This is a genomic window from Malonomonas rubra DSM 5091 (assembly GCF_900142125.1).
GTDB lineage: Bacteria > Desulfobacterota > Desulfuromonadia > Desulfuromonadales > Geopsychrobacteraceae > Malonomonas > Malonomonas rubra.
Genome location: NZ_FQZT01000004.1, coordinates 71,987 through 98,891, shown reverse-complemented (window position 1 = coordinate 98,891; position 26,905 = coordinate 71,987). Strand labels below are relative to the sequence as shown.

The window sequence follows — 26,905 nt, the reverse complement described above, 5'->3', positions numbered from 1 at the left end:
GAATTCCAATGTTTGACAATTTCAAAATCGGCGCAAAACTGGCTCTTCTTTCCGGCATCGTTCTGACCCTGCTGCTGATCATTCTTGTCTGGGGTGTCACTGGCCTGTCAACGACTGCGGATAACGGTCTGGAAGTCTCCTCCGGGAACAAGCTTCGTGCCGATCTCAGCGATCTCGAGATTAAACACCTGAAATGGGCTCACAAGGTTCGGGATTTTCTCAATGATTCCTCCGTGACTGAGCTGAAGGTCAAGCTCGATCATAAAACCTGTGCGTTGGGCTCCTGGTACTACGGTGAGGAAAGAAGAAAAGCAGAAGAGTTGCTGCCGGAAATTGCCGATGACCTGAGAGCCTTGGAAGAACCGCATCGCTTGCTACACGCCTCCGGCCGTAAAATCAAAGAGTCCTACAACCCCTACAGTCCAACGAATGCAGATTCCAAGGCGATCTACAAAAAGGAAACAGCACCTGCCCTGAAAGAGATCGGCCGCCTGATGGCGAGCATGGCAGAAACCTCGAAAGAGCATGTCATGACAGACACGGAGATGATCACAGCCGCCCACAGCAGCCGTACCGGCATGACCATTGTCGGTGTCATCGCCCTGGCTATTGGTATCATCCTTTCCTGGCTCATTTCTCGTTCGTTGACCGTTCCGATGCGTAAAACCGTCAGCATGATCGAAGAGCTGGAGAATGGTCACCTCGACTCCCGCCTGCAAATGCAGCGCAAGGATGAAATCGGCCAGATGGCGACAACCATGGACCGTTTCGCCGACAGCCTGCAGCATGAAGTTGTCGATTCACTGCAGAAACTTGCCAACGGCGACTTGCGTTTCGAGATCAGCCCGCGCGACGGCCGTGACTTGGTGCGCGGGAGTCTACAGAAACTGGGCGTCGACCTGAACAACATTATTACCCAGGTCCAGACCGCCAGCGATCAGATCGCCTCCGGCAGCGTTCAGGTCAGCGACTCGGCACAATCCCTGTCGGAAGGCGCAACCAGATCTGCTGCATCCCTGGAAGAAATCGGCAGCTCGATGAATGTCATCAGCACTCAAACCAACCAGAGCGCCGACAACGCGGTGCAAGCCAACCAACTGGCCAGCGACGCGGCAAAAGCAGCAACTACCGGCAACGAGCGGATGACCGAGATGATCACCGCCATGGGCGAGATCAACGATGCTGGGCAGAATATCAGCAAGATCATCAAGGTCATCGACGAGATCGCATTCCAGACCAACCTGCTGGCGCTGAATGCCGCCGTCGAAGCGGCCCGCGCCGGACAGCACGGCAAAGGCTTTGCCGTCGTCGCAGAAGAAGTCCGCAACCTTGCAGCGCGTAGTGCCAAGGCCGCCAGCGAGACCGCCGAATTGATCGAAGGGTCAGTGGAAAAAGCGAGCAACGGTACCCAGATTGCTGAACGCACGGCAGACTCACTGAAAGAAATCGTCGACGCCATTACCAAGGTTGATACCCTGCTGGAGGAAATTGCCACGTCGAGCAAGGAGCAGGCAAGTGGTGTAGGCCAGATTAATCAAGGCCTGCAGCAAATCGACCAGGTCATCCAGCAGAACACTGCCAGTGCCGAAGAAAGTGCGGCGACAAGCGAAGAACTTTCCGGTCAGGCGGCTGAACTTAAAAATCAGCTGGCGCACTTCTCTCTAAAAGGGAACCAGCAAAACTTTGCTGCGATGCCAGCCCCATCTTTTTCCGCACCTGCGACAGCGCCGGCCTCTTCGGGGTGGGGTGCATTGCCGCAACCTGCGCCGGCAGGAAAGCAAGGCGGTCTGCGGATCGACTGGTCCGACAGCCTCGCCACCGGGATCCCTATCGTCGACAGGCAACATCAGGGCCTGATCGAACTGATCAATCGCCTTTTCAAGTGTATGCAGGACGGCGGTGACCGTATGCTGCTGGGACAGATTATCGATGAACTGGTTGATTACACCGTCAACCACTTCCGCACCGAAGAAGACCTGATGCAGAAGACTCACTACAAGGATTTTCAGGCTCACAAGCAGACTCACGATAACTTTGTGGGCCAGGTTGGTGAATATATGCAGAAACTAAAAGACGGTGAACGCCTGGCTGCCGCCGATGTCTACAAGTTCCTCAAAGACTGGCTGATCAGTCATATTGAAAAGCAGGACCGCGATGGTTACGCGCCACATGTACGCAGCAGGATGTAATCTGGAGATCACGCGGCGGAAGAATTTCCGCCGCTTTTCCCACTGCTCGTACTCGAGCCGTACAATGGCTTAAAGCAAAACTTTGCCGTGAAAAAATCGGCTCTTTGGAATTGACATCAAAGAGCAATACTTTAAACTTTTTAATCAAACGAAATGAAGGCACCGACTTCCGGTGGAAATATAACAAGAAAAGTTAGGCAAAACGCCGCTTTTTCTTTGATTATATTCATTTAATCTGTATGATTAAGTGTTTCTTTCGTTCGTAGATAATTTTCAAGTAATGCGTCTGTATAGCAAGCAGCTATTTACTTTTTCGAGGATCCGCTATGGGCATGGACATCGACAACGATCAAATTGAAATAATCCAGGAATTCGTCACTGAAAGTCAGGACATGATCGAACAACTGGAACCGCAGATCATCGAGCTGGGCCAGAACAGTGACCCGGAAACGATGAACGCGATCTTCCGTCTGTTCCACTCGATGAAAGGAAGCGCCGGTTTTCTGGAGTTCGATCATATCACCCGGGTCGCTCACGCTGCGGAGAACCTGCTCGACCTGATCCGCAACGGCGAAATAGAACTGGTCCCGGATCATGTGACCCTGCTCTGCGCTTCCTGCGACTTCGCCAAGGACGCTCTGGAAAAGGTCGACAGCGACTACACTGATGATTCCATGTCCGACGCTGCCGATGAGATCTCGGCGAAGCTGCACGACGCGATAGAGGTTGCCAAAGGCGGCGGAGAGCCGGCAGCAGAACCGGTTGCCGCGGAAGCGCCTCCAGAACCAGAACCGGAACCAGAGGCTGAGCTTGAAGCCCCCAAGGAAGAAGCTGCTCCAACTCCCGCGCCCAGCTCAGCACCACCAGCCGCAAACGGCGAGCTGCCGAAACTGGAAATTACCGAGGAGATGCGCCTGAGCTTCGTCCAGGAGGGCAATGAACTGCTGCAGAACGCCGAACAGGGGCTGCTCGCCTGGGGCGAGAACCCGGAAGATACGGAATCGATTGGCGATATCTTCCGCCAGATTCACAGTTTCAAAGGCAACTGCGGATTCTTCGGTTTCTCCCACATGGAAGAGCTGAGCCACCAGATGGAGAACATCCTCGACCGCGTCAAGTCCGGCTCGAAACTGGCGGTGGAAAATCCAGCGGACCAGCTTTTAACTGCTCTTGACATCCTTCAGCAAGGGGTCAACGACATCTCCGATGGCAAAGACGGCGTGATCGAGACGCTGGAAGAGCAACTCAAGCAACTGCAGCTGCTGGTCCCCCCACTGCTCGGCGAGTTCCTGGTCGAAGAAGGGGTCGAAGAGAAAGCGGTCGCCGCCGCGGTCGAAACTCAGAAGAAGCCGGTCGGCGAGATTCTGGTTGAAAAAGGCCAGGCATCCAACGACCAGGTCGACAACGCGCTGAAAAAGCAGCAACAAAAGCTGAATGATGCGAAAAAAGAGACCAAGCCAGCGGCACGCACGAAAACTCCGGCCAAACGGCAGGATATCCGCGTCGATCTGGGCAAGCTGGACCAGCTGATCAACCTGATCGGCGAGCTGGTTATCGCCGAAAACATGCTGATCCACAACCCCGACCTGGTCGGCATGGAGCTGGAAAACTTCAACAAGGCCGGCCAACATATGTCGAAGCTGGTGCGTGAACTGCAGGAAATGGCCATGAGCATCCGGATGATCCCGGTTTCCGGCCTGTTCCGCCGCATGATCCGCCTGGTTCACGATATCTCGGTCAAAGCCGGCAAGAAGGTCGACCTTGAGCTGATCGGCGAAGAGACCGAGATCGACAAGACGGTCATCGAGACCATCACCGATCCGCTGGTTCACCTGCTGCGTAACTCCCTCGACCACGGGCTGGAAACCCCGGATGAGCGGGTTGCCAGTGGCAAAGGCGAAAAAGGTACCGTCCGCCTGCAGGCCCGTCACGAAGAAGGCGAAGTCTGGGTCACTGTCAAAGATGACGGCCGCGGCCTCAATCGCGAAAAGATTCTGGAAAAAGCGATCAGCAAAGGTTTGATCGAAGGCGACGGCTCTGACCTGACAGACAAGCAGATCTACAATATGATCTTCATGCCCGGTTTCTCGACAGCCGCCGCAATCACCGACATCTCCGGCCGCGGCGTCGGCATGGACGTGGTCAAGCGGAACCTTGAGAAGATCAAGGGCAAGATCGACGTCAGCAGCACACCGGGGAAAGGCACGCGCATCGACCTGCGCATCCCGCTGACCCTGGCGATCATCGACGGCATGCTGGTGCGCGTCGGCACCACCACCTGTATCGTGCCAACCCTGTCGATCCTGGAAGCCTTCCGCCCGACCATGGACCAGATCACCATCACCCCCGAAGGGGACGAACTGGCACGGGTCCGGGAGAACTTCTTCCCGATCATCCGGCTGCACGAAATTCTCGACAAAGAGCCCGACTCCAAAGAGCTGCCTGACGGCATCCTGATTGTTCTCGAATATCAGGGCAGCCGCTTCTGCCTGTTCGTCGACGAAATCGTTGGCCAACAGCAGACGGTTATCAAGGGTCTGTCGGAATTCATCGGTAATGTTGCCGGCGTCTCCGGCTGCACCATCCTCGGTGATGGTGGCGTCAGCCTGATCCTTGATGTCGGCAGCCTGGTTGAATCGGCCGAAAGCAAAGCTCAAGACGTTGAACTGTTTTAGCCAAACCGCCTGAAGGAGGAAGAACATGGCTGACGATAATATGCTCGACAATGAAGACACTCAGAAGGACAAGTACCTGACATTTCACCTTGCCGGTGAGGATTACGGCATTGAAATCAAATATGTCATCGAGATCATCGGCATCCAGAACATTACCGATGTTCCCGATATGCCTGCCTTTATCCGTGGCGTCATTAACTTGCGCGGCAAGGTTATCCCGGTCATGGATGTGCGCGCACGTTTCGATCTGCCCAACCGCGAGTACGATGACCGTACCTGTATCATCGTTGTTAATATTGATGGGACTGAAGTCGGCCTGGTTGTCGATGAAGTCAGCGAAGTCGCTGACATCCCCGCCAGCAGCGTCGAGCCGCCACCAAAAACCGGTAAAAGTGCCGGTGGCCAGTACATCCAGGGAATGGGCAAAATTGGCAAAGCAGTTAAAATCCTGCTTGACGTCCACAAGCTGCTGTTCAGTGACGAGATGAAGGCACTGATTGCCGAGCAGGAAGAAGGAGTCTGAGAAGACGGTTGAGCTGCAGCCAGAAAGTTTTTGCAATGATCGTTGCCAACCTGCGGGCTGGCACCATTTACCTCTGACGGTCGCGATTTGAATACAATGATGAGCATATCAGATCAGGAATTTCACGACCTGCGTGACCTGATCCACAAACGTTTCGGCATCAACCTGACTGACCAGAAGCGCTCATTGCTGGTTGGCCGGTTACAGAAGCTGATGCGCAAGCTCGGGCTCACCACCTTTGCCCAGTATTATCAATACCTGAGCGAGGATAAAACCGAGCAGGCATTGGGGGAACTGGTCGACCTGGTTTCAACCAACCATACCTACTTCAACCGGGAAAAAGATCATTTCGACTATTTCTACCAGACCGCGCTGCCGGCCATTGCCGATAAGCTACGCCGCGAAAACCGGCGCGACCTGCGGATCTGGTGCGCCGGCTGCTCGACCGGGGAAGAGCCATACACTCTTTTGATGCTGATGATGGAATACTTCGGCAACGAGTACAGCTCATGGGATGCAGGAATTCTTGCCACCGACATTTCCGACCGTGCCCTGACCATCGCCCGGGCCGGGGTTTACAGTAGCGACCGGGTTGAACAACTGCCGGGCAACCTGAGCCGGAAATACTTTCAACCTGCTGGCCCCGGGGAAATGAGAGTTGTCGACAAAATTAAAAGCGAAGCGACCTTCCGCCGCTTCAACCTGATGAACACCACCTTCCCGTTCAAAAAACAGTTTCAGATGATCTTCTGCCGCAACGTCATGATCTACTTCGATCAGCCGACCCGCGATGCCCTGGTGGGACGTTACCACCAGCACACCGAGCAGGGAGGTTATCTGTTTATCGGCCACTCAGAAACCCTGGGACGCAGCCAGACCCGCTACAACTACCTGCAGCCTGCGCTGTATCAGAAAGGAACTCTCTGATGGCCAAAGTCATTCGCGTACTCGTCGTCGATGATTCCGCGCTGGTCCGCAATATCCTCAGCCAGGGGCTGTCTCTCGACCCGAACATCGAAGTTGTTGGCACCGCGTCCGACCCCTACATCGCTCGCGACAAGATTATTGAACTGAACCCGGACGTGCTGACGCTCGATGTCGAAATGCCACGCATGGACGGCGTCGCCTTCCTGCGCAAGCTGATGCCGCAGTTCCCGATCCCGACCATCATGGTCAGCTCGCTGACTCAACGTGGCAAACAGATCACCATCGATGCCCTCGATGCCGGCGCAGTCGACTTCGTCGCCAAGCCGACCAGCAACGTCAGCGCCGGTCTCAATGCCATGCTGATGGAACTGCGCGCCAAGGTCAAAATCGCCTCAACTGCTAACGTGTCCCACTGGAAAGGCAAGCGGGTTGCACCCAAACCACAAACCGTTGCCAGCAACGCGCTGGCTGAGTCGACCGATAAAGTCATCGCCATCGGCGCGTCGACCGGCGGGACCGAAGCGATCCGCCGGGTGGTAGAAGAGTTTCCGGTACAGACTCCTGGCGTGGTCATCGTTCAGCATATGCCGGGCGGATTCACCAAGATGTTCGCTGATCGTCTCAATCAGCTCTGCCAGATGGAAGTGCGAGAGGCAAAAGATGGTGATCGCGTCCGTAGCGGTTTGATCCTGATTGCGCCGGGCGGTGTTCAGCTTAAAGTCATCCGCAGTGGTGGGTTTTACCAGGTCCGCTGCAGTGGAACGGACAAAGTCAGCGGGCACTGCCCGTCGGTCGACGTCATGATGAACTCGGTCGCCCAGAATGTTGGTAAAAACGCCATCGGCGCCATGCTGACTGGAATGGGGGCGGACGGTGCGGAAGGGATGCTGGCGATGAAAAACGCCGGTGCCCGGTGCATTGCTCAGGATGAGGCCACATCGGTGGTCTTCGGCATGCCGAAGGTCGCCTACGAAAAAGGCGGTGCCAGCAAGCTGGTTCCGCTCGAAAAAATTGCATCCTCATTGCTTGGTTTGCTTACTTAAGAGGAAAAAATGGCACAAGTCATTCTTGGAGTCGGCGATTACGGAGCCTCGAATGCGCCGGGTGACGAAGTGAAAACCTTCGCCCTCGGCTCCTGCGTCTCCGTTATCCTGCTCGACCCAAAAACCAGAACTGTCGGCATGGCTCACGTCGCCCTGCCAGATTCGTCGATCAACAAGGCGAAGGCGACGGAAAAACCAGGCTACTTTGCTGATACGGCAATCCCGGCCCTGCTGGCGGAGATGGCGAAGTTCGGTTGCCACAAAAAAGGCAAAGGGATGGTCGTCAAACTCTGCGGTGGTGCCAATGTCATGGATTCAAACGACACCTTCCAGATCGGTAAACGTAACGCCCTGGCGATCAAAAAGATCCTCTGGGCTTACGGCATGGGCGCCGTCGCTGAAGACCTGGGTAAAAACTTCAGCCGTACGGTTGCGATTTCCGTAGAAACCGGCCAAGTGACCCTCAGCTCTCCCGGTCGGCCGAACTGGAATATATAGGGGGTCACGATGGATCATAAAATCACAATGGAAAATCTACAGGAGATCATTCAGTCGATTCCGTTGCTTTCGGCCAGCGCCAGCCGTCTGCTGCAGGTGACCGCCAACCCGGACCACGAACTGGAAGAGGTGATCAGCCTGGTAAAGACTGACGCCAACCTGACAGCGCGGGTTTTGAAAGTGGTCAACTCGGCAGCGTTTGGACTGATGACAGAAATCACCTCGATCGATCGCGCCATCTCCTACCTCGGCGAACGTATTATTGTCAGCATTGCCATCGGCGACTGCGCTGGCAAGCTGTTCGAGAAAGAGCTTTCCGGTTATGAAGCTGCTGGCGGCGCGCTCTGGAAGCACGATCTGCGCACAGCGATCGCTGCCCGGGAGCTGGTCGTCCAGTCAGGTGCCGACATCAGCCCCGATCTGGCCTTTACCGCCGGGCTGCTGCACGACATCGGCAAGTCACTGATTTCCGACTACCTGAAGGACACCGCGCCGGATGCGGTCAGCCAGATCAGCTCTCAAGACAGCTACGACTACCTGGCAGCGGAAGAAAAACTGGTCGGCATTCCACACACCGTTGCCGGTTACGAACTGGCCAAAGCCTGGCAGCTGCCGAACGAGCTGTGCGAGGTCATCCTGCACCACCATAAGCCGAGCGAGGCCGCGGAAGAAGCGAGGGCTCTGACCTATGCCGTCCACCTGGGTGACAACATTGCCATGCTGGGCGGTTTCGGCACCGGCTCCGACAGCCTGCAGTATCACCTCGACTCGGGCTACAACGAATATTTGAATTTACCGCCTAAGGTGCTCGATAGCGTGATGCTGGAAGTCGACATCGAATTCCAAAAACTCGAACAATCTCTAGAAGGTATGGGGGGTTAAGGATGAAACGGATAATCGTAGCGGACGATTCTGCTACCGCCCGGATGTTCATAAAGCGATGCTTGCAAATCATCGGCCTCGGCGATGCTGAAATCATCGAAACTGAACATGGCAAGGATGCCCTGGCTGCGGCCAAGGAAGCACCGACCGACCTGCTGCTGACAGACCTCAACATGCCGGTGATGGATGGTGAAACCCTGGTTAAATGGGTCAAATCGAGCCCGAAGCTGTGCGACACGCCGATCGTGGTCATCACCAGCGCCGGCAATCCGGCCAAGGAAGCACAACTGATCGAACTCGGCGCGCACCGGGTGATCAACAAACCGGTCTCACCCCCGGTTCTCATGGAAGCGCTGGAAGCCTTCCTTGATGAGGAGTGACAAAATGATTGAACATAACCCGCTCTACCAAGCGATGAAAGATGCGGTCAGCCAGACCTTTGAAAACATGGCGTTCACCGAGGTGATAGAACATTTCGACCAGGACTACCAGATCCCTGAAGATCAGCTGGCCTGGACCTCCCTGGTGGTCAAAGATCCGGTTCCGGGTGAAATTTTCATGGCCGTCAACAAAGACGCGCTGAAAGAACTGGCTGGATCGATGTTCCTGCTGGACGAAGATGAAATTACAGCAGACAAGATGAGCGATATCCTGCATGAGCTTCTCAATACTGTCGCCGGACTGTTCATGACCAAGCTCCTGGCGGAAAACCAGGCCTTCCAGATCGGCCTTCCTGTGACCGGAGAAGGACCACTTCCGGAGTTTGATGGCGACAGCGTCAGCTGGAAACTGATTACCGGCGACGAGCAACCGGTGCAACTTTTTATCACCGGCGCGCCGCTCGTTGCTTTAAACGACTAAACTTTCGACCTCGAATCGTCGAATTATTTCAAGTAAACAAAAAGGAGAAACAGAATGGGTAAAACAGTCCTGATCGTTGATGATTCCAACACTATGCGCAAAATTGTCTCCCGTGCCCTGCGTCAGGCAGGTATCGATTTCGATGAAATCCTCGAAGCAGGCGACGGCCAGGAAGCCCTGGCGGTACTGGCGGACAACAAAGTCGACGTTGTCCTCAGCGACATCAACATGCCGAACATGACTGGCCTCGAATTCCTGAAGGCCAAATCGGAAGACGCTGCTATCGCCGACATCCCGGTGGTGATGATTTCAACTGAAACCGGCGCAGATATTATCGACGAAGCCAAGTCCTACGGTGCAAAAGGGGCCATCAAGAAACCTTTCACGCCGGACCTGATCAACGAAACTCTCGGCGCTCTGCTCTAAAGACCTCTGCCATCCCGGTCGCCAAAACGGCCGGGATGGGGCAACAAGGAGACATCAGTGGAACACGCTCAACACATTATTGAATCAACCCAGGAGATCTTCTCCAGCATGATCATGCTGGACGTCACTCCCGGGGAGCCTTACCACCGTAAAAATGAAATGCTCAACGACAGCATCTCGGGCATCATTGGCCTGGCTGGCAACACCAAAGGGATGCTTGCTATCCACCTTCCGACGCAGGTGGCTCTTTCTGTGACAACCGCTTTCCTCGGCATGGAGGTCGAAGAGGTCGATGATGATGTCCGCGATGCCATCGGCGAATTGGCCAATATGCTGGGCGGCAACCTGAAAGCACATCTCGATCCCAAAGGGAGTGAAATCCAGCTGTCGATGCCATCAACCGTTTCCGGCGAAGAATACATGATCGACTGTATCGCTGACGCTCAGGAAATCACTGTTCCCTTCACTCTGGAGGGAAATCAATTTCTGGTCGAGCTGCAGCTCTCCCCGGAATAGGTTGAGTAGAGTATCCCGCCACTGCTGAAAAGAGATGAATTGTGGATTTTGCTAAAAAAATTATCCATACAACCGAAGAGATCTTTAACACCATGATTTTCATGGAGATCTCTTCGGGACAAGTTCTCACTGAAGGTCAGGAAGTGCTCGACTGTCACGTTTCATCGATGATCGGGCTCAGTGGCGATTTTAACAGCATGCTCAGCATCCACTGCCCGGGAAACATCGGCAGGGCAATTACCAGTGAGATGCTTGGCATGGATGTTGAAGAAATCGACGAAGATGTCAAAGATACTCTCGGTGAAATCGCCAACATGGTTGCCGGGGGATTAAAGGAATCCTTTGCTGCTGAAGATATCAATCTGGAGCTGTCGATTCCAACAACGGTATCGGGGAAGTCCTACACGGTTTCTTCGCCGACCAAGAGCAATCGGGTTATAATCCCGTTCAAGCTCGAGCAGGGACGCTTTTTCGTCGAGATCAAATATTCTCTCCGCTAAAGGTCCTGCTCACACAATCTATTCTTTGTGAGAGGGTACTTTGGACCAACGGGGCATCATAGACGTCGTTTGCAGAACCGGCGTCGAAAATCTGGCAACTGAAATCGGGGCATTGCTCGGCCGAGAGCTGTCGTGCAACGATATTCAGCTGCAACTCTCCAGCAAAGACACCATTTTCAGTGACATCAGTCGCCCCACCACCGCCCTGACCCGGATGACCGTCAGCGGCGACAAGGAAGGTGACTGTTTCCTTCTGACCCCGATCAGCTCCTCCATTATGCTCGGCGGCACCTTGATCATGCTGCCGGAAGATATGATCGAGGAGCATATCCAGAGCGGCAAACTTGACGGCGAACTGAGCGATGCCTTCGGTGAAGTTGCCAATATCATTGCCGGTGTTTTCACCCAGGCGTTTGTCGACAAATACGCCAAGACCATCCGTTTCATCAAAAAAACCGTCGAAGAACTGGTCCCGACCAAGATTGATCTCGGCAGCAGCGAACCCTTTCCACCAGGGACATATTACGTTGCCAGTTGCATCCTTGCTGATGGCGATGAGGAGCTCGGACAGGTCGAGTTCATCGTTCCCGTAGATGTCTTTGAACTTGAAAGCGAAGCGGACGAAGTTCCTGCTGCCCCAGCGGCCGAAGCAGAGCCCGCCGCCGCGACTCCGTCGCCTGAGCCAGCGGCCGTAAGCGAGCAACCGGCTGCCGCAGAAGCAGAACCGGTCGCGGAAGCACCAGCAGCAGAACCCAAGCCGCTGTTCGCCGATGCCAAAAAACTGACAGACACTGTCTTCAACGCGACCATCAGTCAGATCGGTGAAGAGATAGGCGCCCTGCTCGGCCAGGACCTCAAATGCGACGATATTCAGCTGCTTATGACCTCAAAAGCTGATTTCTTCGCCAATCACTGCACCGACCGGGTCAACATGGCCTACATGAAGGTCTCCGGCGACCGCGAGGGCTGCGGCTTCATGTTTACCCAGATCCCGGACGCCATCGTCCTCGGCGGCACCTTGATCATGCTGCCTGATGACCAGATTGAAGAACAGGCCAGCCAGAAAGTGCTTGAGGGTGAAGTCGAAGATGCTTTCGGCGAAGTCGCCAATATCCTTGCCGGTGGTCTGACCCAGGTCTTCCTTGACCGCTACCCGAAACAGATTCGTTTTGTCAGAACAGAATCGACCTTGATCACCCCGACCAAGATCGATATGGCAGGCGATGAGCCCTTTCCGGAAGGCGACTATTATCTCGCGTCCTTCTCCATTAACATGGAAGGGCAGGACCTTGACCGCCTCCTGCTGCTGTTCCCGGCTCATGTTTTTGATCTTGATGGTTACAGCCAGCCCCAGGCCGCAGCAGCACCAGCCGACGCTCCGGATCCGGCCGCTGACGCGAACGCGGCCCCATCCGCAAATGCCGTACAACCTGCCGCAGCAGGAACACAACAGGCAGCACAGCCGACCGCCCAGGGAAGCGTGGCGTCACAGGCGGCTGCGGAATTCGCTGCCGCAACCACGCAACCTGCGGCAACGGCCGCAGCACCAGTAAACGGGCCGCCACTTGTCCTGGTGATCGCGGAAGACCCGAACGCAGCGCAGCCCTTTACCGATGCTCTCAATGCTGCACAATTCGATTCACGCGTTCTCAGTTTCCAGGATGACATCAAAGCACCGTTCCAGAGCAACCAGATTCTTGGCGCGGTCCTGATCATGTCACGGGTCAATGAAAAAGGCTTCGCCACCGCAATCAAGTTGCAATCTTCGGGACAGGCCCTGCCGCCACTGATTTTCGCTGGGCCGGAATGGACCCGCACCACGGTTCTGCGTGCAATCAAGTACGGTGCCCGCGATATCCTGATTACACCGACACCGCCGGAGGAAATTCAGCAAAAGATCGGTGAGCACTTCAAGCTGCGTCAGGCCAGTTAAAAAGCCCCACCAATCGGCGGGGCTTTTCTTTTTAAGGAGTGGATTGCTTGAATTAAACCGGCAGGTTTTTCTTTTTGATTTTCTCGATCAAGGTGGTGCGCTTCAGGTTGAGCAACCGCGCAGCTTCTTTTTTATTCCCCTCGGTACGGCTGAGCGCCAACAGAATCAGCTTGTCCTCGAACTCGCTGATCAACGCGTTGAAATCGATCCCTTCATCACTCCAGACCACTTCCGGGGCCTCAATATCCGATGTCGCCACCGCAACGGTTCCAGCGGGCTGCGCCTCGATTTCACTGACCAGGCTTTCCACCGGCAGGCTCAACGGCAGCTCTTCTTCAGGAATCGGCTCGCAGCGATACTTCTCCGGCAACTCCTTCATGGTCACAAATTTGCCACGATGCAGGATCACCAATCGCTGGATCAGGTTCTCCAGTTCACGGACGTTGCCGGGCCAGGCATAACCCTGCAGGCTGCGCATCGCCAATGGATCGATGCGGGTCGGCTGATCGCTTTTGCGCCGGCTGAACTGGACGATGAACTTCTCTACCAGAACCGGGATATCTTCTTTGCGATCGCGTAGTGGTGGTGCCTGCAGCGGGATGACTGCAAGGCGGTAATAGAGGTCTTCGCGGAAGGTTCCTTCCTCGACCAGCTTTTCCAGGTTCTGATGGGTCGCGGCAATGACGCGTACATCGACCTTGCTCGGCTTGACACCGCCGACCTGCTCAACTTCACGCTCCTGCAGTACGCGCAGCAGTTTGGCCTGCAGGTTTGGCTTCATATCCCCGATTTCGTCGAGGAACAGGGTACCGCCGTCGGCAAACTGGACCCGGCCGATCTTCGACTGCTGGGCGCCGGTGAAGGCCCCCTTAACATAGCCGAACAACTCACTCTCCAGCAGTTCATCAGGAATTGCCGCACAATTGACAGGCACAAAATGACCGTTTTTGCGCGGGCTATTCTCGTGAATGGCACGAGCAATCAGCTCTTTCCCGGTGCCGCTCTCGCCCTGCACCAGAACGGTACTCTCACCCTCTTCGGCAACGCAGGAGATCAGCTCGAAGAGCTCCAGCATCTGCGATGAGCGGCCAATCATGGAACCGAAGCCTGAGCGCGCAGCAGCATTTGTTGTCATAATCTCATTTCCAGTAAATAACGCTTTGAAATCAGCGGCAAAATCAGTTACCGCACAGAAGATGAGACAACAATAATATATGCTCTGTAATGTGTCAATATTTGGACACGTTATTTTTGATGAATTCTCTGGAGGTGTTCAGATCAACCGTAAGGACTGCTCTCACGTTGCAGTGATTGCGGGCGGCGCGTCTCGATTTCATTAATCACGCGGATAGCGCTGACACCATCGAGGGGGCACTTGGTTTCGCAGATGCCACAGCCGATACAGAGTTCAGTCACCACCCGTGGCACCTTCAGGGTTCGCATTTCTCCACCGAAATCAACCGACTTCTCATCGAAGACAATCGCCTTCTCCGGTGTCGGGCAATGCTCCTCACAAACCAGGCATTCCTCACCACGAGCGAACGGGAGGCAGCGGTTCCTGTCGAACACCGCGAGCCCGATAATGGTTTTCCGTTTCAGTTCAACCGGCAACAGCTTGATCGCCCCGGTCGGGCAGACCTGCCCGCAGAGGGTGCAATTGAACTCGCAGTAACCGAGACGGGCAACCAGCAGAGGCGTCCAGAGTCCTGTCGCCCCCGCCTCCAGTAGCGCCGGGTGCAACGCTTGACCGATACAAACCTTCATGCACTCGCCGCAGCGCACGCAGCGACGCAGAAACTCGTCTTCGGCAACAGCTCCGGGCGGTCGCAGCAGGTAGGGGTTCAATTTGTAGCTGTCGGGTGCGATCCGGCCGACCGGAGCGATCATCGCTCCGGCTGAAACCGATAGCAGCAAGTCACGGCGACCGATATCGACATGTGCCTGTCGTCGAGTTCCCCCCTTGAAAACAAACCTCGCCCTTTCCTGCGGGCAATAATCGGTGCAATCGAGACAGGCGATACACTCGCCGTTACGCTGCCCTTCTTTCGCCACCACATCCATCCGGCACTCGCTTGCGCATATGCTGCAATCCACACACAAACCGTCCGGTACCCGCTTCAGCAGAGCATGGCTGCTGCAGAGTCCGAGCAGCGCACCGAGGGGGCAGAGATTTTTACACCAGAAACGCCGCTCAACCCGCTCCAGCAACAGAATCGTCAGAAAAACAAAGAGGGTGAACAGGCCCAAAGTGTAGCTCGGCTGGAAAAACGCCATCAGGTTATCGCGAAACAGGGGATAAAGACTGCTCAGCAGCGGTAGATCATGCTGATAGCCCCAATCGAACAGCCCGTTCAGAAGCAGGTTGTAGGCCGGGTAAATCGACAGGGTCAGCGAGCGCAGGAAGATTGCCAGCGGATCGAACAGGCCGAGCAGCTGAACACCACCAAGAGCGGCAGCAGTCATGCCGAACAACAACAAATATTTCAACTTGCGCCAGTTGCGGTTGGTAAGATGGGACCCACGACCGGTCAACTTGCCGCAGCCGTCGAGAGTGGTGCCAAGCGGGCAGATCCAACCGCAGAAGAAACGGCCGAAAAAAGCTGTCAGCACCAGCAACAGCAATGCTGGCCAGAGCGACCAGCTGAACGGGCCGGGCGCCAGGAGATCGGCCAGAGCCGCCAGCGGATCGAGGCGGAACAGCAGGCTGACCGGATAAGGCAGCTCATCCAGGCCGCGATACTCGGTCTGCAGAAACAGCCAGACAAAACCGCCGAGGCAGAACAGCTGCACCGTTCGACGCAGAAGAAGATTGCGACGTCCCCGATTCAAACCCGCTGCACCTTGCCCAGGTCCATCACGCCCAAACCACGCCGGGCACCGGCAACGACGGTCGAGATATCATCCGGCTGCAGGTTGAAAAGCCCGGCAGCCATGCTGTCGGCAGCAACAATGTCGGCAGAAGCAATCAACGTATCGCGGCGTTCGACATCTTCCAGCCGCCCGCCCTGTGGCCCGTTGCGCAGCAAAATCCGGGTGGCGTCGATGATGCTCAGGTCGGAGTGCACCACCAGATTGATATCGGCCACAGCTTCATCGATACGCCGGTGCAAACGGCCACGATTGCCGCCGATCACCCCCATGATATTCTTCATCGCCAGCGACAGGGTGGTACTGGAATGATCTTTGGCTACCGGGATGTTGATGAACTTATCGGCATCAAGCGCCGGCTGATAAAACTTCCAGCGGTCAAGTTCTCGGCCCTGTTCGATGGCAATGTCCTGGTAACCGTAACGATCCATGTGTCCGATCTTCGCCCGGTCGCTGCGCAGGCTTTTAACCGCATCCTGAATGCCGCTCTGGACATAGCAACGGCGCGGGTCGTTACAGGTGTTATCGAAAACCTGCACCTGTTTCGCCCCGGCCTGCAGGCAATGCTCGATCACCGCCTTGACCACTTCGGGGTGGGTGTTGGCCGCCTGCTCCGGGGTGCGGTCCCAGCCGATATTCGGTTTTACCACCACCCGGTCACCACGGCCGACGAAGTTTTCGATACCACCAAGCGCCGAGAGTGTCTGCTCGACCAGCAATGAATAGTCTTTGCCTGTACGCAGTGCGACCTGCGGTGCTGTTGCCGCATGGGCCGGCAGCGCCAGCAGATCGACTACCGGCAAAGTGCCGACAGCCAGAGCGCTATGCAGGGCGCTGCGGATAAATTGTCGTCGATTGAGATCGGTCATGTTTTACCCCCGTTTACCGGGGCAGGTTATGATTCCTCACCACCCCAGAATTTCCACCACTTCTTCCGTTTTTCGCGAGAGTTCTGGCCCTGCTCGGAACCTTTGCCCAGCTCCTTTTGCTCCTGCTCCATTTTTTTCTCGCGTTGTTTCTCCTGACCCTTCGGGCCTTTGCCGTCTTTTAACTGTTTCTGCTCTTTATTTTTGAACTTCTTTTCTTTTTCCTGCTCCCGGTTACGTTGCCGCTCGTCATCCTGGCCACCGTGACGATACTGTCTCACCTCATCTTCATCGTCGGCGTATTTTTTCTCCTGATAGGTTTTCTGGTATTCTTTCTTCTCCGCTTTAGCGGCGCCACCCTGCCCGGCCCAGTCCGGCTTGGCGAAGAGAGGATTGACAAACACCAGCCCTGAACAAATCAACAGCAACAATAACGTTTTCATAATGCCCCCTTTGCAATAGATAGTGATCAAACAAGTATAACCAATTTTGCCGATTTATCCCCGCAGTGCCAGCTCTCGTTTTTCCAGTTCCAACATCTGGTCACGCAACTCGGCGGCGCGTTCAAAATCAAGATCAGCAGCCGCTTCCAGCATTTGCTCTTTGAGGGTCGCGACCTGTTTTTTCAGCTCGTCCGGGTCGCTGTAAGCGGCTTCCCCTTCGGCTGCAATCGGCACATCAGTGTAATCCTTCGAGGAGATATCCTCCAGGATCGAACGCAGCGATTTCTTCACCGACTGCGGAGTGATGTTGTGCTCTTCGTTGTAGGCGAGTTGCTTGGCGCGCCGGCGCTCGGTTTCGTCGAGACAGGCCTGCATCGAGCGAGTCACCTTGTCGCCGTACATGATCACCCGGCCGTCGACGTTGCGCGCTGCACGGCCACAGGTCTGGATCAGCGAGCGCTCGCTGCGCAGGAAGCCTTCCTTGTCGGCATCGAGGATCGCCACCAGCGAGACCTCGGGGATATCGAGGCCTTCGCGCAGCAGGTTGATGCCGACCAGCACGTCGAACTCCCCTTCGCGCAGGGCGCGGATGATCTGCATCCGCTCGACGGTGTCGATGTCGGAGTGCAGGTAGTTGACCTTGATGCTGAGCTCCTGCAGGTAGCCGGTCAGGTCCTCGGCCATCCGCTTGGTCAGGGTGGTGACCAGCACCCGCGCACCGCTGCCGACGGTGCTGCGGATTTCATCGATCAGGTCGTCGACCTGCTCTGTGGCCGGACGTACCTCGATCGGCGGATCGACCAGCCCGGTCGGCCGAATCACCTGCTCGACGAAAACGCCCTCTGCCTTCTCCATCTCGTAGTCGGCCGGGGTCGCGGAAACATAAACCGTTTGCGGTTGACGTTCGACAAACTCCTCGAACATCAGCGGCCGATTGTCGAGCGCCGAAGGCAGCCGGAAACCGTAGTTGGTCAGGGTCTCCTTGCGTGAACGGTCGCCGCGGTACATGGCGCCGACCTGACTGACGCTGACATGGCTCTCGTCGATGAACATCAGCGCATCGTCCGGCAGGTAGGAAAGCAGGGTCGCCGGTGGATCTCCGGTCTGGCGGCCGTCAAGGAAGCGGGAGTAGTTCTCGATCCCCTGACAGTAGCCCATCTCTTCGATCATCTCGATGTCGAACAGGGTGCGCTGCTCGATCCGCTGCGCTTCCAGCAGCATGTTGCGCTCCTGGAAATACTGGATGCGCTGCTGCAGCTCGTCCTGAATCTCTTTAATTGCCCGCTCCAGGGTCGGCTTGGTAGCGACGTAGTGGCTGGCGGGGAAGATGCCTGTCCGGTCGAGCCGGTCGATCACCTGGCCGCGCAAGGGGTCGATCTCGCTGATGGCGTCAATCTCGTCGCCGAAGAACTCGATGCGCAGCGCACGCTTTTCTTCGTAGGCGGGGAACACCTCGACGCTGTCACCACGCACGCGGAAGGTGCCGCGGTGGAAGTCTATGTCGTTGCGTTCGTACTGGATTTCGACCAAGTGTTTGAGGAACTGGTTGCGGTCCATTTCCTGGCCGACCTGCAGGTTGACCAGCATGCCGTAATAGGCCTCCGGCGAACCGAGGCCGTAGATACAACTGACCGAAGCGACGATCAGCACATCGCGCCGGGTCAACAAACTGCGGGTGGCGCTGTGGCGCAGCTTGTCGATTTCTTCGTTGATTGAGCTATCCTTCTCAATGAAGGTGTCGGTCGAGGGAACGTAAGCTTCGGGCTGGTAGTAGTCGTAGTAGCTGACAAAGTACTCGATGGCGTTGTTCGGAAACAGCTCCTTGAACTCACCGTAGAGCTGCGCCGCCAGTGTCTTGTTGTGGGCCAGTACCAGGGTCGGTCGCTGCAGTTGGTTGACCACGTTGGCCATGGTGAAGGTCTTGCCAGAGCCGGTGACGCCGAGCAGTACCTGGTGCTTATCGCCGCGCTCGATGCCTTCGACCAATTCTTGAATCGCCTGCGGCTGGTCGCCGCGTGGCTGGTAATCGGATGTCAGTTCGAATTGTGCCATGTGGTTTTAATCCGAAAAATTAGCAGTTTAGGTGGAAAAACAGATTGACATGTCAAATTTTAGAGTGCAGACTCCGGCCCGTTTTTATTCTGCTCTGTCGACACACCAAAAGGATACGGTATGACCGAAGAGAAAAGCAAATTCGTCTACTCGATTTTCTGGAACTGTGGACTGATCGCCATCGGCTCGTTGATCCAGGCGATCGCCCTCAAGTCGATCGCCATCCCGCACAATTTCGTTCCGGGAGGCCTGTTCGGGGTCGGCTCCCTGATCTTCTACAACACCGACTGGCTCAACCCGGGCCTGCTGTACGTGCTGCTCAACGTGCCGATGTTCGTCCTCGGTTATATCTTCATCTCCCGCCGCTTCCTCTGGTACAGCGCTCTGGCGATGGGTCTGATTTCACTCTATTACCAGTTGATCGATTTTCAGATTCATATCAGCAGCCAGCTGTATGCGGCGCTGGTGTTCGGCGTGCTACTCGGGCTTGGGGCCGGCATGGTGCTGCGTTCTCTCGGCTCCAACGGCGGGCTGGATGTGGCTGCCGTGATCCTCAACCAGAAATACAACATCGGCGTCGGCAAGGTCTATTTTGCTTTCAATGTCCTGCTGTTTTCACTGAGTTTCGCCAGCCTCGACAACGACCTGGTCATCGCTTCGATGATTGCCGTGTTTGTCTGCTCATGGGCGGTCGACTATTGCCTGTCGCTGTTCAACCAGCGCAAACTGACCTTCATCATTTCAGAGAAACCGGAAGAGATTGCCGAGCAGGTGATGACCCACCTGAAAATCGGCACGACCATGCTGCCAGCAGTCGGCGCCTATCACAAGCAGCAGAGAACCGTGTTGATGGTGGTCACCAACAATATCCAGTTGAAAAGATTGGAGGAGATCGTCTTTACCACGGATAATTACGCTCTGTTTATCGTCGAGAACACCTTCAGCGTACTGGGTTCGACCTTTTCACGGCGGAAAATTTACTGATCGGCAGGCTCAGGCGGAACTCAGCTCACTGTTGAACTGGGATGCGAACAGACTCTCCGCAAACTCGTCCGGCGGCACCGGTCGGCTGAAGTAGAACCCCTGCGCGCGGTCACAGCCGAGCTCGCGCAGGTAGGCGAGTTGTTCATAGGTTTCGACACCCTCCGCGACCACGGTCAGTTTGAGATGCTGCGCCATTGAGAGGATGGTCTTGACCAGCACAGTGTCGTCGTTGTTCTGGTTGATCCCCTTGATGAACGATTTGTCGATCTTGACCTGGTCGAAGGGGTAACGCTTCAGGTAGCTGAGAGACGAATAGCCGGTGCCAAAATCATCCATCGCCAGCGCAAAACCCCGCAGCTTGAGATGATTGAGCAACTCGAGAGCTTTTTCCGTGTCCCTCAGCATGCCGCTCTCAGTCAGTTCCAGTTCGATCTGCTGCGGGTTGATATTGTTGAGCAGGAGAATCTTTTCCACTTTGCTTAAAAAGTCGGAATGCTCCAGACGGTGAGCAGAGAGGTTGATCGCCAGCTTGAAATCGTCCAGCCCCTGGTTCAGCCAGATCTTCAGCTGCTTGCATGCGGTTTTGAAAATCCACTCACCTAACTGCTGGATCTGACCGGTTTCCTCGGCAATTTCAATGAAATTACCGGGCATGATCAGCCCTTTCTGCGGGTGCTTCCAACGCACCAGCGCCTCGGCGCCAACGATCTTTTCACTGACAATATCGACCTGAGGCTGGTAATGCAGAACAAAATCTTCATTCTGCAGTGCCACCCGCAACTCATCGGCGATCCGGTGCCGCTCAACGATTCTACGGTGCATCTCGTTGGAGAAAAGATGATAACGGGAGCGCCCCTGCTCCTTCGCCGCGTACATAGCGACATCGGCGTGCTTCATCAATTCTTCGGCATCCTTGCCGTTCTCCGGGTAAAAAGCGATGCCGATACTCGCCGAGGTGAACAGTTGCGTCAGGTCGAGTTGAAATTCCTTCTGCATCTGCTGCAGAATTTTATCCGCCACGGTCACAACAGCGTTGGTTCCGAGGATATCGGGCAGCAGGATGATAAACTCGTCACCGCCAAGCCGGGCCAGGGTATCTCCCATGCGCAAGCAGCCACGTAAGCGATTGGCGACCGCTTTCAACAGCTGATCACCGCAGGCATGACCATAGGTGTCGTTGATTGCTTTAAAGTTATCCAGATCGAGGAACAGCAGGGCGAAGCGGTTGTGAGAGCGATCCGCCAAAGCCAGCGCCTGCTGCAAGCGGTCGTAAAACAACGAGCGATTCGGTAATCCGCTCAGGGTATCGTAATAGGCCAGCTGCATGATCTGCTGCTTGGCTCTCTTTCCTTCCCTGGCCTGTTCCCTCAGGTAGACCGCTACCAGCAGAAAAATCCCCAGCAGATAGGCTCCGTGGCTGATCGGGGTGTAAATATGTTCGTAAAGCTCGGCAAATGCCATATCCGGAATTTTCAGAAAGACGGCAAAGAAAAAACAGCCGAGTGCTGATAGCACCAAGGGGCGTGAGCTACATTGCCGGCCGCGCCAGGCAAAAAACAGTGCGATCAACAGCCAGAAAGTTGCTGTCCCGTGGAACAACCAGTCGCACCAGGTTTGGCCAAACCTGGAACTTGGGTTGGCGTAGATATAGCTTCCCCACCACCAGAAGGTCGCGGCATAGCAAACCGCCAGGCTAAGGAAACTGCCCAAAAGATAGCGGCGGGCCAGTTTGATATCCCGGCGCAGAAACTGTAGAAACGCTCCGGCAACAGCAAAAATGGCCGCATACTGCAAACTGTGCTCAAGAGGCGGAAAGACGACATGTAACAGCTGATGTTCAACCAGGCCCAGCGCCAGGATAAAAGCCATACCGAGCATGAAAAGTTCACGCACCAGGCCGAAACTGAAAGCGAAGATCAGCAGCCGTTCGCGTTCCGGGTTATCCTCTTTGCGCCGGGCCCGAGCATAAGTCAGCAGAGTCCCCCAAAGGATCGCTGCCAGGCCGAACTGCACCACGTTGTGGTCAATACCACCGCGCCCCCCGGAAAACTGGGTCATGAAATCGAGAATAACGTTGAAAAACTCAGGCATTCTGTTCTCTGAAAAACAGGGTGGAATGCGTGCAAAAGACGAGAAAACCTAAAGGGCAGTTATAGCGAAATGAAGAGAAAATTGCAAATTTCTAATTTTGGCTCATCGGCGGCACCAGCATCGCCGGGTCGAGACGAACATCGAACCAGTTGATGCGCCAGTCGAGGTGGGGTCCGGTCACTCTGCCGCTGGCACCGACCGCGGCAATCCTTTCTCCTTTTGCAACTTTCTGCCCCTCTTGCACATAAATTTGACTCAGATGCAGGAAGCTGGAAGAAAGTCCATGACCGTGATCGAGGATCAGAGTCTTGCCGGAGAAAAACATGCCTTTGTGGCCAAGCCGCACAATCCCGGCCGCCGGAGCTACAACCGGGGTTCCGGTCGGCGCAGCGATATCGATCCCGAAATGAGGGCGCCGCGGCTCACCGTTGAAAATCCGCTGGCTGCCATATACCCCGCTGATTCGTCCAGTCAGCGGCCAGATGAAAGCATCGGTAAAAAAGACCTGTTCGCTGTCGTAGCTGCGGGCCGACTTAACCAGTGCCGCCTCTTGACGGATACGGCGGAGGTCGGCTTCACTCGGTGACATCATTTTTTTGCTGATGCCGTTGATCCGCTCAACCCGGTATTCGCGCGGAGTAACCTGCAACTCGCGCGTCGTCACCTGGCCGTCAGCTGCGATCAGGGTCAAGCTGTGCTGCGCTGCGGCATCCCGGCCAAAACCGAGAATGAATTCACCGGCGGCGGTCTGCTTCAGCAGCTGCTCACCGTAATAGACCCGGGTGCCCGGCTCCGCCCGCCCGCGCAGCAAACCGCCCTGAGTCAAATCGCCGGTCAGCTGCAGATCGGCCTGTACCGAGAACGGCAGCAGCAAAAGAAAAAACAGCAGAGACCGAATCATTTGGTTTTAATACTGAATTCAACCCGGCTCGCCGATCCTTTTTCCGGCGCCAGGAAGGGGTCAACAGTCTTCAGGAAGATGCGCGGTTTGAGTTCTTCATGCTTGTTGACCAGCGCATCGCGCACCACTTGGGCGCGCTCCTGTGCCAGCCCCTTCAGCACCTCATCATCCGCCCGGATATTGGCCAGCAGCAGTTTCTCCATCTCCTCGTCCGGCAGGCTTTTCAGCAGGCCGACGAAATTCCGCGGTCGGGGGAACTCTGCAGCCTTGTAAACTTTCAACAGGTAATCCGGATATTCCTCGGCACTGATTGCAAGCGGCTCCGGAGCGTCCGCCAACTCCTGCCGCTTCACGGCCAGCATCTGCTGGTTTAATTGATCCTTGCGGAAGGCTTCCGGATCTTTCTGCTGATCGGCAAAGGCGCTCAGCTCAAGAATCAGCGACGGCCGCTTTTCCAGCATTCCGGCCAGCTTGTCGAGGGTCACCAGCTGTCTTTCATCCAACCGGGCGATCCCGCTGGCGAAAGTCAGATTGGTAAAATCCTCGTCACCGCCACCTAGCATTCCGGCCAGAAGCGAGAAGGGTGCTGTCGCCGCCTTCACCACCAGGTTTTTCAACACCGTGAAGACTGTCCCCATAATGCTGAAGCTGGGGTCGTTCAGGTCGCCGGAGATCGGCACATCGAGATGGATCTCGTCGTTGCTGTCTTTGAGCAGGGCGATCGCCAGTCCAACCGGAAGCGAGGTTGCTTTATCGCTCTCGACCGAATCACCAAAGGTAAACTGGTCGATCATGATCTTGTTGTCCGCTTTGATTTTCTGATGCTCGATGTGATAGCTCAGGTCGAGATAAAGCTTGCCCTTGTCGATCACCTTGCCGAGGTAAGTGCCGGAGTAAGGCGTCATCGGCGCCAGGTCGATATCCTTGAACTTGATGGTCAGATCGGCGAACAGGTCTTTACTTAGAGGATTCAGCTTGCCGCTGATCGTCAGCGGTGAGTGGTTCTCCAGTTCGCCGCGCAGGTCAACGTCGGCCTGCATGTTTTCATCCGATGCCATACCGGTGACCCGGCCACCGAGTTTGTACATGGTGGCGCTGAAGGTGTTCGGCAGGGAACGGTCGGTAAAAGAAACGGTTCCGCCCTGCAGGGTAAGGGCATCGACGCGGATGTCAGCCGGCGGAGCAGAGTCCTCATCCACGCTGGCGACAACCTCTTCCGCTTCCGACTCGGCTGCTGTTGCAGTCTCCGGCGGTTCAGTTTCCTCTGTGCCCTGTTCTTCAGCTGCAGTAACATTTGCCAGGTTGATCTGCCCGTTTTGATCGATGAGGATTTTAGCCAGATATTTACTCAGCGCCACCTCTTCGATCAGCAGTTTGAACGGTGAGATCTCGCCCTTGATGCCAGCGACATTCAGGCTCTCCCACGCCAGCAATTCTCCTTCTCCGAGCGGGTCGCGCAGGTTGAAATTATCCAGAGATATTTTACCTGCGAAGCTACCGGTCATTGCTTCCGGCTGTTCGGTCAATTTCACCGCCAGATTGGTAAACAGCTTGCCGTCACGCAGGCTGACGTTAACATTATCGGGGATGAACCCGTTGAAGTCGGCCAAAGCCAGTGCGTTCACCTGGGTTTGCGCCTGCAACCGCAAAGGGCTGTGGGCAACCTTGCCGTTCAGATCGATTTTACCTTTTTCCCCCAAACGGGCGCTGATGGAAAACGGGCTGTCAGCCGACTCGGGATACACCAGATCGGCAAGGCTGACAGTCAGCTGTTTGACCTCCAGTTGCGGTTTTTTACTCAAGCTGGCATCAGTGAATTTCAGGTTGAAATCGCTCAGGTCAAACTTGCCGACAGTAACGGCAAATCCATCCTCTGTCTGTTCTCCGACTAACGCGTCCTCCGCTATTTCAACAACTTCTTCCTCTACTTCTTCGACGACTGGTTCCTCTTCTGCTTGCAGTGTCAGCAGCTTATGTGGGGACAGGCTGCCATCAGCCAGACGACTGGCTCGCAGATCTCCTCCGCTGAGCTGCACGGAGGCAGCACCGACCTGCTCCTGCTGCAGGTCAAAAGTCACCCCGGTCAGCAGCAAATCCTGCAGGCGAAAACCGTCGTCATCGATAAAGGGCACCTCTAGTTGATGCAGCGCCAGCTGGCCATGCTGCAATCGAACATTGCCGTTAACATCGTAATTGATGCTGCCCGCAAGGTTGAGCGAGCCCTGAACAGGGGCGGTCAGAAAGTCGACAAGATAGGGATTGTAAGGCGCGAAAGGCACCCCATTCACAACCATATCGAGGGTGGCCGTCGGCGGATTGATGCCAACATCGCCCTTCACCGATGTCGTCACTTCTCGCGCCGTCGCCAAGCGGAAATCGATGCCGGTTTTCTGGTCGTATATCGTCGACAGGTCTGTCAGCAGCAGGTTGATGCCATGCAGTTCTTCTACAATTCCGCCTGGCGGCAGCTGGTCATTGAAATACACTTTGCCGTCAAACAAGGCGACCTGCTCGACTTTCACCAGCGGCAGCGCACTCTTCTGCGTTGTCTCTTCCTCCACCACCGGTTGCTCTTCCACCGCCTCTGTCGCAGAAGGCATCAGCTGCTGAAAATTCCAGAGACCATCGCTAGTACGGCTGACAAACAGCTCCGGCTCGTAGATATCGAGGGAGAGCAGGTTGAAATCCTGCTGCATCAGATCAGCCCAGTCGAGGTCGAGGATCAGGGTCGGCATACGGAAAAGCTCGCTGCCGTCATTCTGGCGGATGTCGATATCGGAAAGCGCCATTTCGCCACTGAGCAGAACCTTCGGCTGGGCGGTGGAGGAAACTCGGTAGGTCAGATCGATCTGGGTGTCGAGCGAGCCCGATTCGACTTCGACCGGTAATGGCACCGGCGAATGGAAGGCGTAAAAGGCCAGGTCAATATCGTTCAGCGACAGCGACAACGAAGTTTCCAGCGACTCATGGAACGGCTTCAGCTGACCTGTGGCATCGATGAGCGAACCATTCAGCAGCAAACGCAGCTGCGGTTCAACATACTCGTCGGTCAGGTAGGAGACGTTGCCGACAAAAGGGACTGCCAGCGCCAGCTCCCGGACCTGGTGCTGTGATTTTTTCGGCGAGGTGTGGTCGGTAAAATCGAGGCTGCCGCCATTGATGATGATATTGTTGAATGAAAAATGGAACTCACCCGCGTCTTTCTGCGGCTCAGGATCTGCCGGCGGCTGGTCGCCTCCAAGCCGGGTGAAATCGGAGAAATTGAATTCCTGCTTGCCGAGCAACTCAATGTTGGCGTAAGGAGCATCCAGCTCGATCCGGTCGAGGATCAAAGCGAAGTCGAGGAGGGATCGGCTGCTGGCGGAAACCATCAAGCGGTCGAGAGAAACAAAAGTTTTCTCGCTCTGCTGTTCGGTCAGTGTCACCCCCTTGACTTCGACGGTCAACGCGAAGGGGTTGAAGAAAGCCTTCTCGATAGTCAATATCCGGGTCGTATTTTCAGCAAACCATTTGCTCCCCTGCACCTTGATCTGCCAGGGGACAATCAGCATTGAGAGCAGCAGCAAACCGAGAATGCTTGCCGCCACGATCAGTAGATATTTTTTCCAGCGTGGCATGTGATGGCTCCAGATTGTGGACGTGACGCGATGTTCGCAAAAGAAAAAGTTTAGCATATCCGGCAAAGGTCTGCCCGGCTGACTTGCGAGATGGCTGCTTTAAGAAAGAA

The 26,905-nt window shown here is 55.6% G+C and carries 22 protein-coding genes; 14 read left to right on the top strand and 8 right to left on the bottom strand.

What is annotated here, in order from left to right:
- Window positions 1–8 precede the first annotated feature (8 nt).
- From BUB13_RS07295 to BUB13_RS07235, 13 genes are all read left to right on the top strand, one after another.
- Window positions 9–2,189 (top strand): bacteriohemerythrin, encoded by a 2,181-nt coding sequence (locus BUB13_RS07295; RefSeq protein WP_072907380.1) that lies wholly within the window; start codon window positions 9–11, stop codon window positions 2,187–2,189.
- 326 nt (window positions 2,190–2,515) lie between these two features.
- Window positions 2,516–4,864 (top strand): chemotaxis protein CheA, encoded by a 2,349-nt coding sequence (locus BUB13_RS07290; RefSeq protein ID WP_072907378.1) that lies wholly within the window; start codon window positions 2,516–2,518, stop codon window positions 4,862–4,864.
- A gap of 25 nt (window positions 4,865–4,889) precedes the next feature.
- A complete protein-coding gene (locus BUB13_RS07285; RefSeq protein ID WP_072907376.1) occupies window positions 4,890–5,387 on the top strand; it encodes a chemotaxis protein CheW in 498 nt (165 codons plus the stop codon).
- A gap of 99 nt (window positions 5,388–5,486) precedes the next feature.
- Entirely contained in the window at window positions 5,487–6,314 is an 828-nt protein-coding gene (locus tag BUB13_RS07280) for a CheR family methyltransferase (protein WP_244151843.1), read from the top strand.
- The gene (locus BUB13_RS07275) at window positions 6,314–7,357 is read left to right on the top strand and encodes a protein-glutamate methylesterase/protein-glutamine glutaminase (RefSeq protein WP_167366809.1); all 1,044 of its coding nucleotides are present in this window, start codon (window positions 6,314–6,316) and stop codon (window positions 7,355–7,357) included. Before BUB13_RS07280 ends, BUB13_RS07275 begins: the two co-directional genes overlap by 1 nt.
- A 9-nt stretch (window positions 7,358–7,366) precedes the next feature.
- Window positions 7,367–7,855: a chemotaxis protein CheD gene (locus BUB13_RS07270; protein ID WP_072907372.1), complete on the top strand. Its 489-nt coding sequence runs from the start codon at window positions 7,367–7,369 to the stop codon at window positions 7,853–7,855.
- A 9-nt stretch (window positions 7,856–7,864) separates the two neighbouring features.
- Entirely contained in the window at window positions 7,865–8,737 is an 873-nt protein-coding gene (locus BUB13_RS07265; protein WP_084091842.1) for an HDOD domain-containing protein, read from the top strand.
- Window positions 8,738–8,739: 2 nt separating this feature from the next.
- The gene (locus BUB13_RS07260; protein ID WP_072907370.1) at window positions 8,740–9,117 is read left to right on the top strand and encodes a response regulator; all 378 of its coding nucleotides are present in this window, start codon (window positions 8,740–8,742) and stop codon (window positions 9,115–9,117) included.
- 4 nt (window positions 9,118–9,121) lie between these two features.
- On the top strand, window positions 9,122–9,598 hold the full coding sequence (locus BUB13_RS07255) for a chemotaxis protein CheX (RefSeq protein WP_072907368.1): 477 nt from the start codon (window positions 9,122–9,124) through the stop codon (window positions 9,596–9,598).
- Window positions 9,599–9,652: 54 nt separating this feature from the next.
- A complete protein-coding gene (locus BUB13_RS07250) occupies window positions 9,653–10,024 on the top strand; it encodes a response regulator (protein ID WP_072907366.1) in 372 nt (123 codons plus the stop codon).
- A gap of 57 nt (window positions 10,025–10,081) precedes the next feature.
- A complete protein-coding gene (locus tag BUB13_RS07245; protein ID WP_084091838.1) occupies window positions 10,082–10,540 on the top strand; it encodes a chemotaxis protein CheX in 459 nt (152 codons plus the stop codon).
- A 41-nt stretch (window positions 10,541–10,581) separates the two neighbouring features.
- Window positions 10,582–11,040, top strand: coding sequence for a chemotaxis protein CheX (locus tag BUB13_RS07240; protein WP_072907363.1), 459 nt, complete (start codon window positions 10,582–10,584; stop codon window positions 11,038–11,040).
- Between the two features lie 40 nt (window positions 11,041–11,080).
- Entirely contained in the window at window positions 11,081–12,973 is a 1,893-nt protein-coding gene (locus BUB13_RS07235) for a hypothetical protein (protein ID WP_072907361.1), read from the top strand.
- Between the two features lie 52 nt (window positions 12,974–13,025).
- Here the strand turns inward: BUB13_RS07235 and BUB13_RS07230 are convergent, their stop codons facing one another.
- The 5 genes from BUB13_RS07230 to uvrB form a co-directional block, all read right to left on the bottom strand.
- Window positions 13,026–14,108: a sigma-54 interaction domain-containing protein gene (locus BUB13_RS07230; RefSeq protein WP_072907359.1), complete on the bottom strand. Its 1,083-nt coding sequence runs from the start codon at window positions 14,106–14,108 to the stop codon at window positions 13,026–13,028.
- Between the two features lie 143 nt (window positions 14,109–14,251).
- On the bottom strand, window positions 14,252–15,802 hold the full coding sequence (locus BUB13_RS07225; RefSeq protein ID WP_072907357.1) for a 4Fe-4S binding protein: 1,551 nt from the start codon (window positions 15,800–15,802) through the stop codon (window positions 14,252–14,254).
- Window positions 15,799–16,710: a DUF362 domain-containing protein gene (locus tag BUB13_RS07220; RefSeq protein ID WP_072907355.1), complete on the bottom strand. Its 912-nt coding sequence runs from the start codon at window positions 16,708–16,710 to the stop codon at window positions 15,799–15,801. Before BUB13_RS07220 ends, BUB13_RS07225 begins: the two co-directional genes overlap by 4 nt.
- A gap of 26 nt (window positions 16,711–16,736) precedes the next feature.
- The gene (locus BUB13_RS07215; protein ID WP_072907353.1) at window positions 16,737–17,150 is read right to left on the bottom strand and encodes a hypothetical protein; all 414 of its coding nucleotides are present in this window, start codon (window positions 17,148–17,150) and stop codon (window positions 16,737–16,739) included.
- 54 nt (window positions 17,151–17,204) lie between these two features.
- Window positions 17,205–19,202, bottom strand: a complete 1,998-nt coding sequence (gene uvrB / locus BUB13_RS07210; protein WP_072907351.1) for an excinuclease ABC subunit UvrB — start codon at window positions 19,200–19,202, stop codon at window positions 17,205–17,207.
- Between the two features lie 120 nt (window positions 19,203–19,322).
- Between uvrB and BUB13_RS07205 the strand changes: the two genes are divergently transcribed.
- Window positions 19,323–20,186, top strand: coding sequence for a YitT family protein (locus tag BUB13_RS07205; protein WP_072907349.1), 864 nt, complete (start codon window positions 19,323–19,325; stop codon window positions 20,184–20,186).
- A 9-nt stretch (window positions 20,187–20,195) separates the two neighbouring features.
- On the opposite strand, the gene BUB13_RS07200 is transcribed toward BUB13_RS07205, so the two are convergent.
- The 3 genes from BUB13_RS07200 to BUB13_RS07190 form a co-directional block, all read right to left on the bottom strand.
- Entirely contained in the window at window positions 20,196–22,277 is a 2,082-nt protein-coding gene (locus BUB13_RS07200; RefSeq protein WP_072907347.1) for a putative bifunctional diguanylate cyclase/phosphodiesterase, read from the bottom strand.
- A 91-nt stretch (window positions 22,278–22,368) separates the two neighbouring features.
- Window positions 22,369–23,178 carry a M23 family metallopeptidase gene (locus BUB13_RS07195; protein ID WP_072907345.1) on the bottom strand — a complete coding sequence of 270 codons (810 nt, stop codon included), beginning with the start codon at window positions 23,176–23,178 and terminating at the stop codon, window positions 22,369–22,371.
- Window positions 23,175–26,795: a DUF748 domain-containing protein gene (locus tag BUB13_RS07190; protein ID WP_072907343.1), complete on the bottom strand. Its 3,621-nt coding sequence runs from the start codon at window positions 26,793–26,795 to the stop codon at window positions 23,175–23,177. Before BUB13_RS07190 ends, BUB13_RS07195 begins: the two co-directional genes overlap by 4 nt.
- Window positions 26,796–26,905 lie beyond the last annotated feature (110 nt).

What these genes read in the sequence shown, in the direction of transcription:
- BUB13_RS07295 (WP_072907380.1), top strand. Translation starts at nt 9, where the DNA reads ATGTTTGACAATTTCAAAATCGGCGCAAAACTGGCTCTTCTTTCCGGC.
- BUB13_RS07290 (WP_072907378.1), top strand. Translation starts at nt 2,516, where the DNA reads ATGGGCATGGACATCGACAACGATCAAATTGAAATAATCCAGGAATTC.
- BUB13_RS07285 (WP_072907376.1), top strand. Translation starts at nt 4,890, where the DNA reads ATGGCTGACGATAATATGCTCGACAATGAAGACACTCAGAAGGACAAG.
- BUB13_RS07280 (WP_244151843.1), top strand. Translation starts at nt 5,487, where the DNA reads ATGAGCATATCAGATCAGGAATTTCACGACCTGCGTGACCTGATCCAC.
- BUB13_RS07275 (WP_167366809.1), top strand. Translation starts at nt 6,314, where the DNA reads ATGGCCAAAGTCATTCGCGTACTCGTCGTCGATGATTCCGCGCTGGTC.
- BUB13_RS07270 (WP_072907372.1), top strand. Translation starts at nt 7,367, where the DNA reads ATGGCACAAGTCATTCTTGGAGTCGGCGATTACGGAGCCTCGAATGCG.
- BUB13_RS07265 (WP_084091842.1), top strand. Translation starts at nt 7,865, where the DNA reads ATGGATCATAAAATCACAATGGAAAATCTACAGGAGATCATTCAGTCG.
- BUB13_RS07260 (WP_072907370.1), top strand. Translation starts at nt 8,740, where the DNA reads ATGAAACGGATAATCGTAGCGGACGATTCTGCTACCGCCCGGATGTTC.
- BUB13_RS07255 (WP_072907368.1), top strand. Translation starts at nt 9,122, where the DNA reads ATGATTGAACATAACCCGCTCTACCAAGCGATGAAAGATGCGGTCAGC.
- BUB13_RS07250 (WP_072907366.1), top strand. Translation starts at nt 9,653, where the DNA reads ATGGGTAAAACAGTCCTGATCGTTGATGATTCCAACACTATGCGCAAA.
- BUB13_RS07230 (WP_072907359.1), bottom strand. Translation starts at nt 14,108, where the DNA reads ATGACAACAAATGCTGCTGCGCGCTCAGGCTTCGGTTCCATGATTGGC.
- BUB13_RS07220 (WP_072907355.1), bottom strand. Translation starts at nt 16,710, where the DNA reads ATGACCGATCTCAATCGACGACAATTTATCCGCAGCGCCCTGCATAGC.
- BUB13_RS07215 (WP_072907353.1), bottom strand. Translation starts at nt 17,150, where the DNA reads ATGAAAACGTTATTGTTGCTGTTGATTTGTTCAGGGCTGGTGTTTGTC.
- uvrB (WP_072907351.1), bottom strand. Translation starts at nt 19,202, where the DNA reads ATGGCACAATTCGAACTGACATCCGATTACCAGCCACGCGGCGACCAG.
- BUB13_RS07205 (WP_072907349.1), top strand. Translation starts at nt 19,323, where the DNA reads ATGACCGAAGAGAAAAGCAAATTCGTCTACTCGATTTTCTGGAACTGT.
- BUB13_RS07200 (WP_072907347.1), bottom strand. Translation starts at nt 22,277, where the DNA reads ATGCCTGAGTTTTTCAACGTTATTCTCGATTTCATGACCCAGTTTTCC.
- BUB13_RS07195 (WP_072907345.1), bottom strand. Translation starts at nt 23,178, where the DNA reads ATGATTCGGTCTCTGCTGTTTTTTCTTTTGCTGCTGCCGTTCTCGGTA.
- BUB13_RS07190 (WP_072907343.1), bottom strand. Translation starts at nt 26,795, where the DNA reads ATGCCACGCTGGAAAAAATATCTACTGATCGTGGCGGCAAGCATTCTC.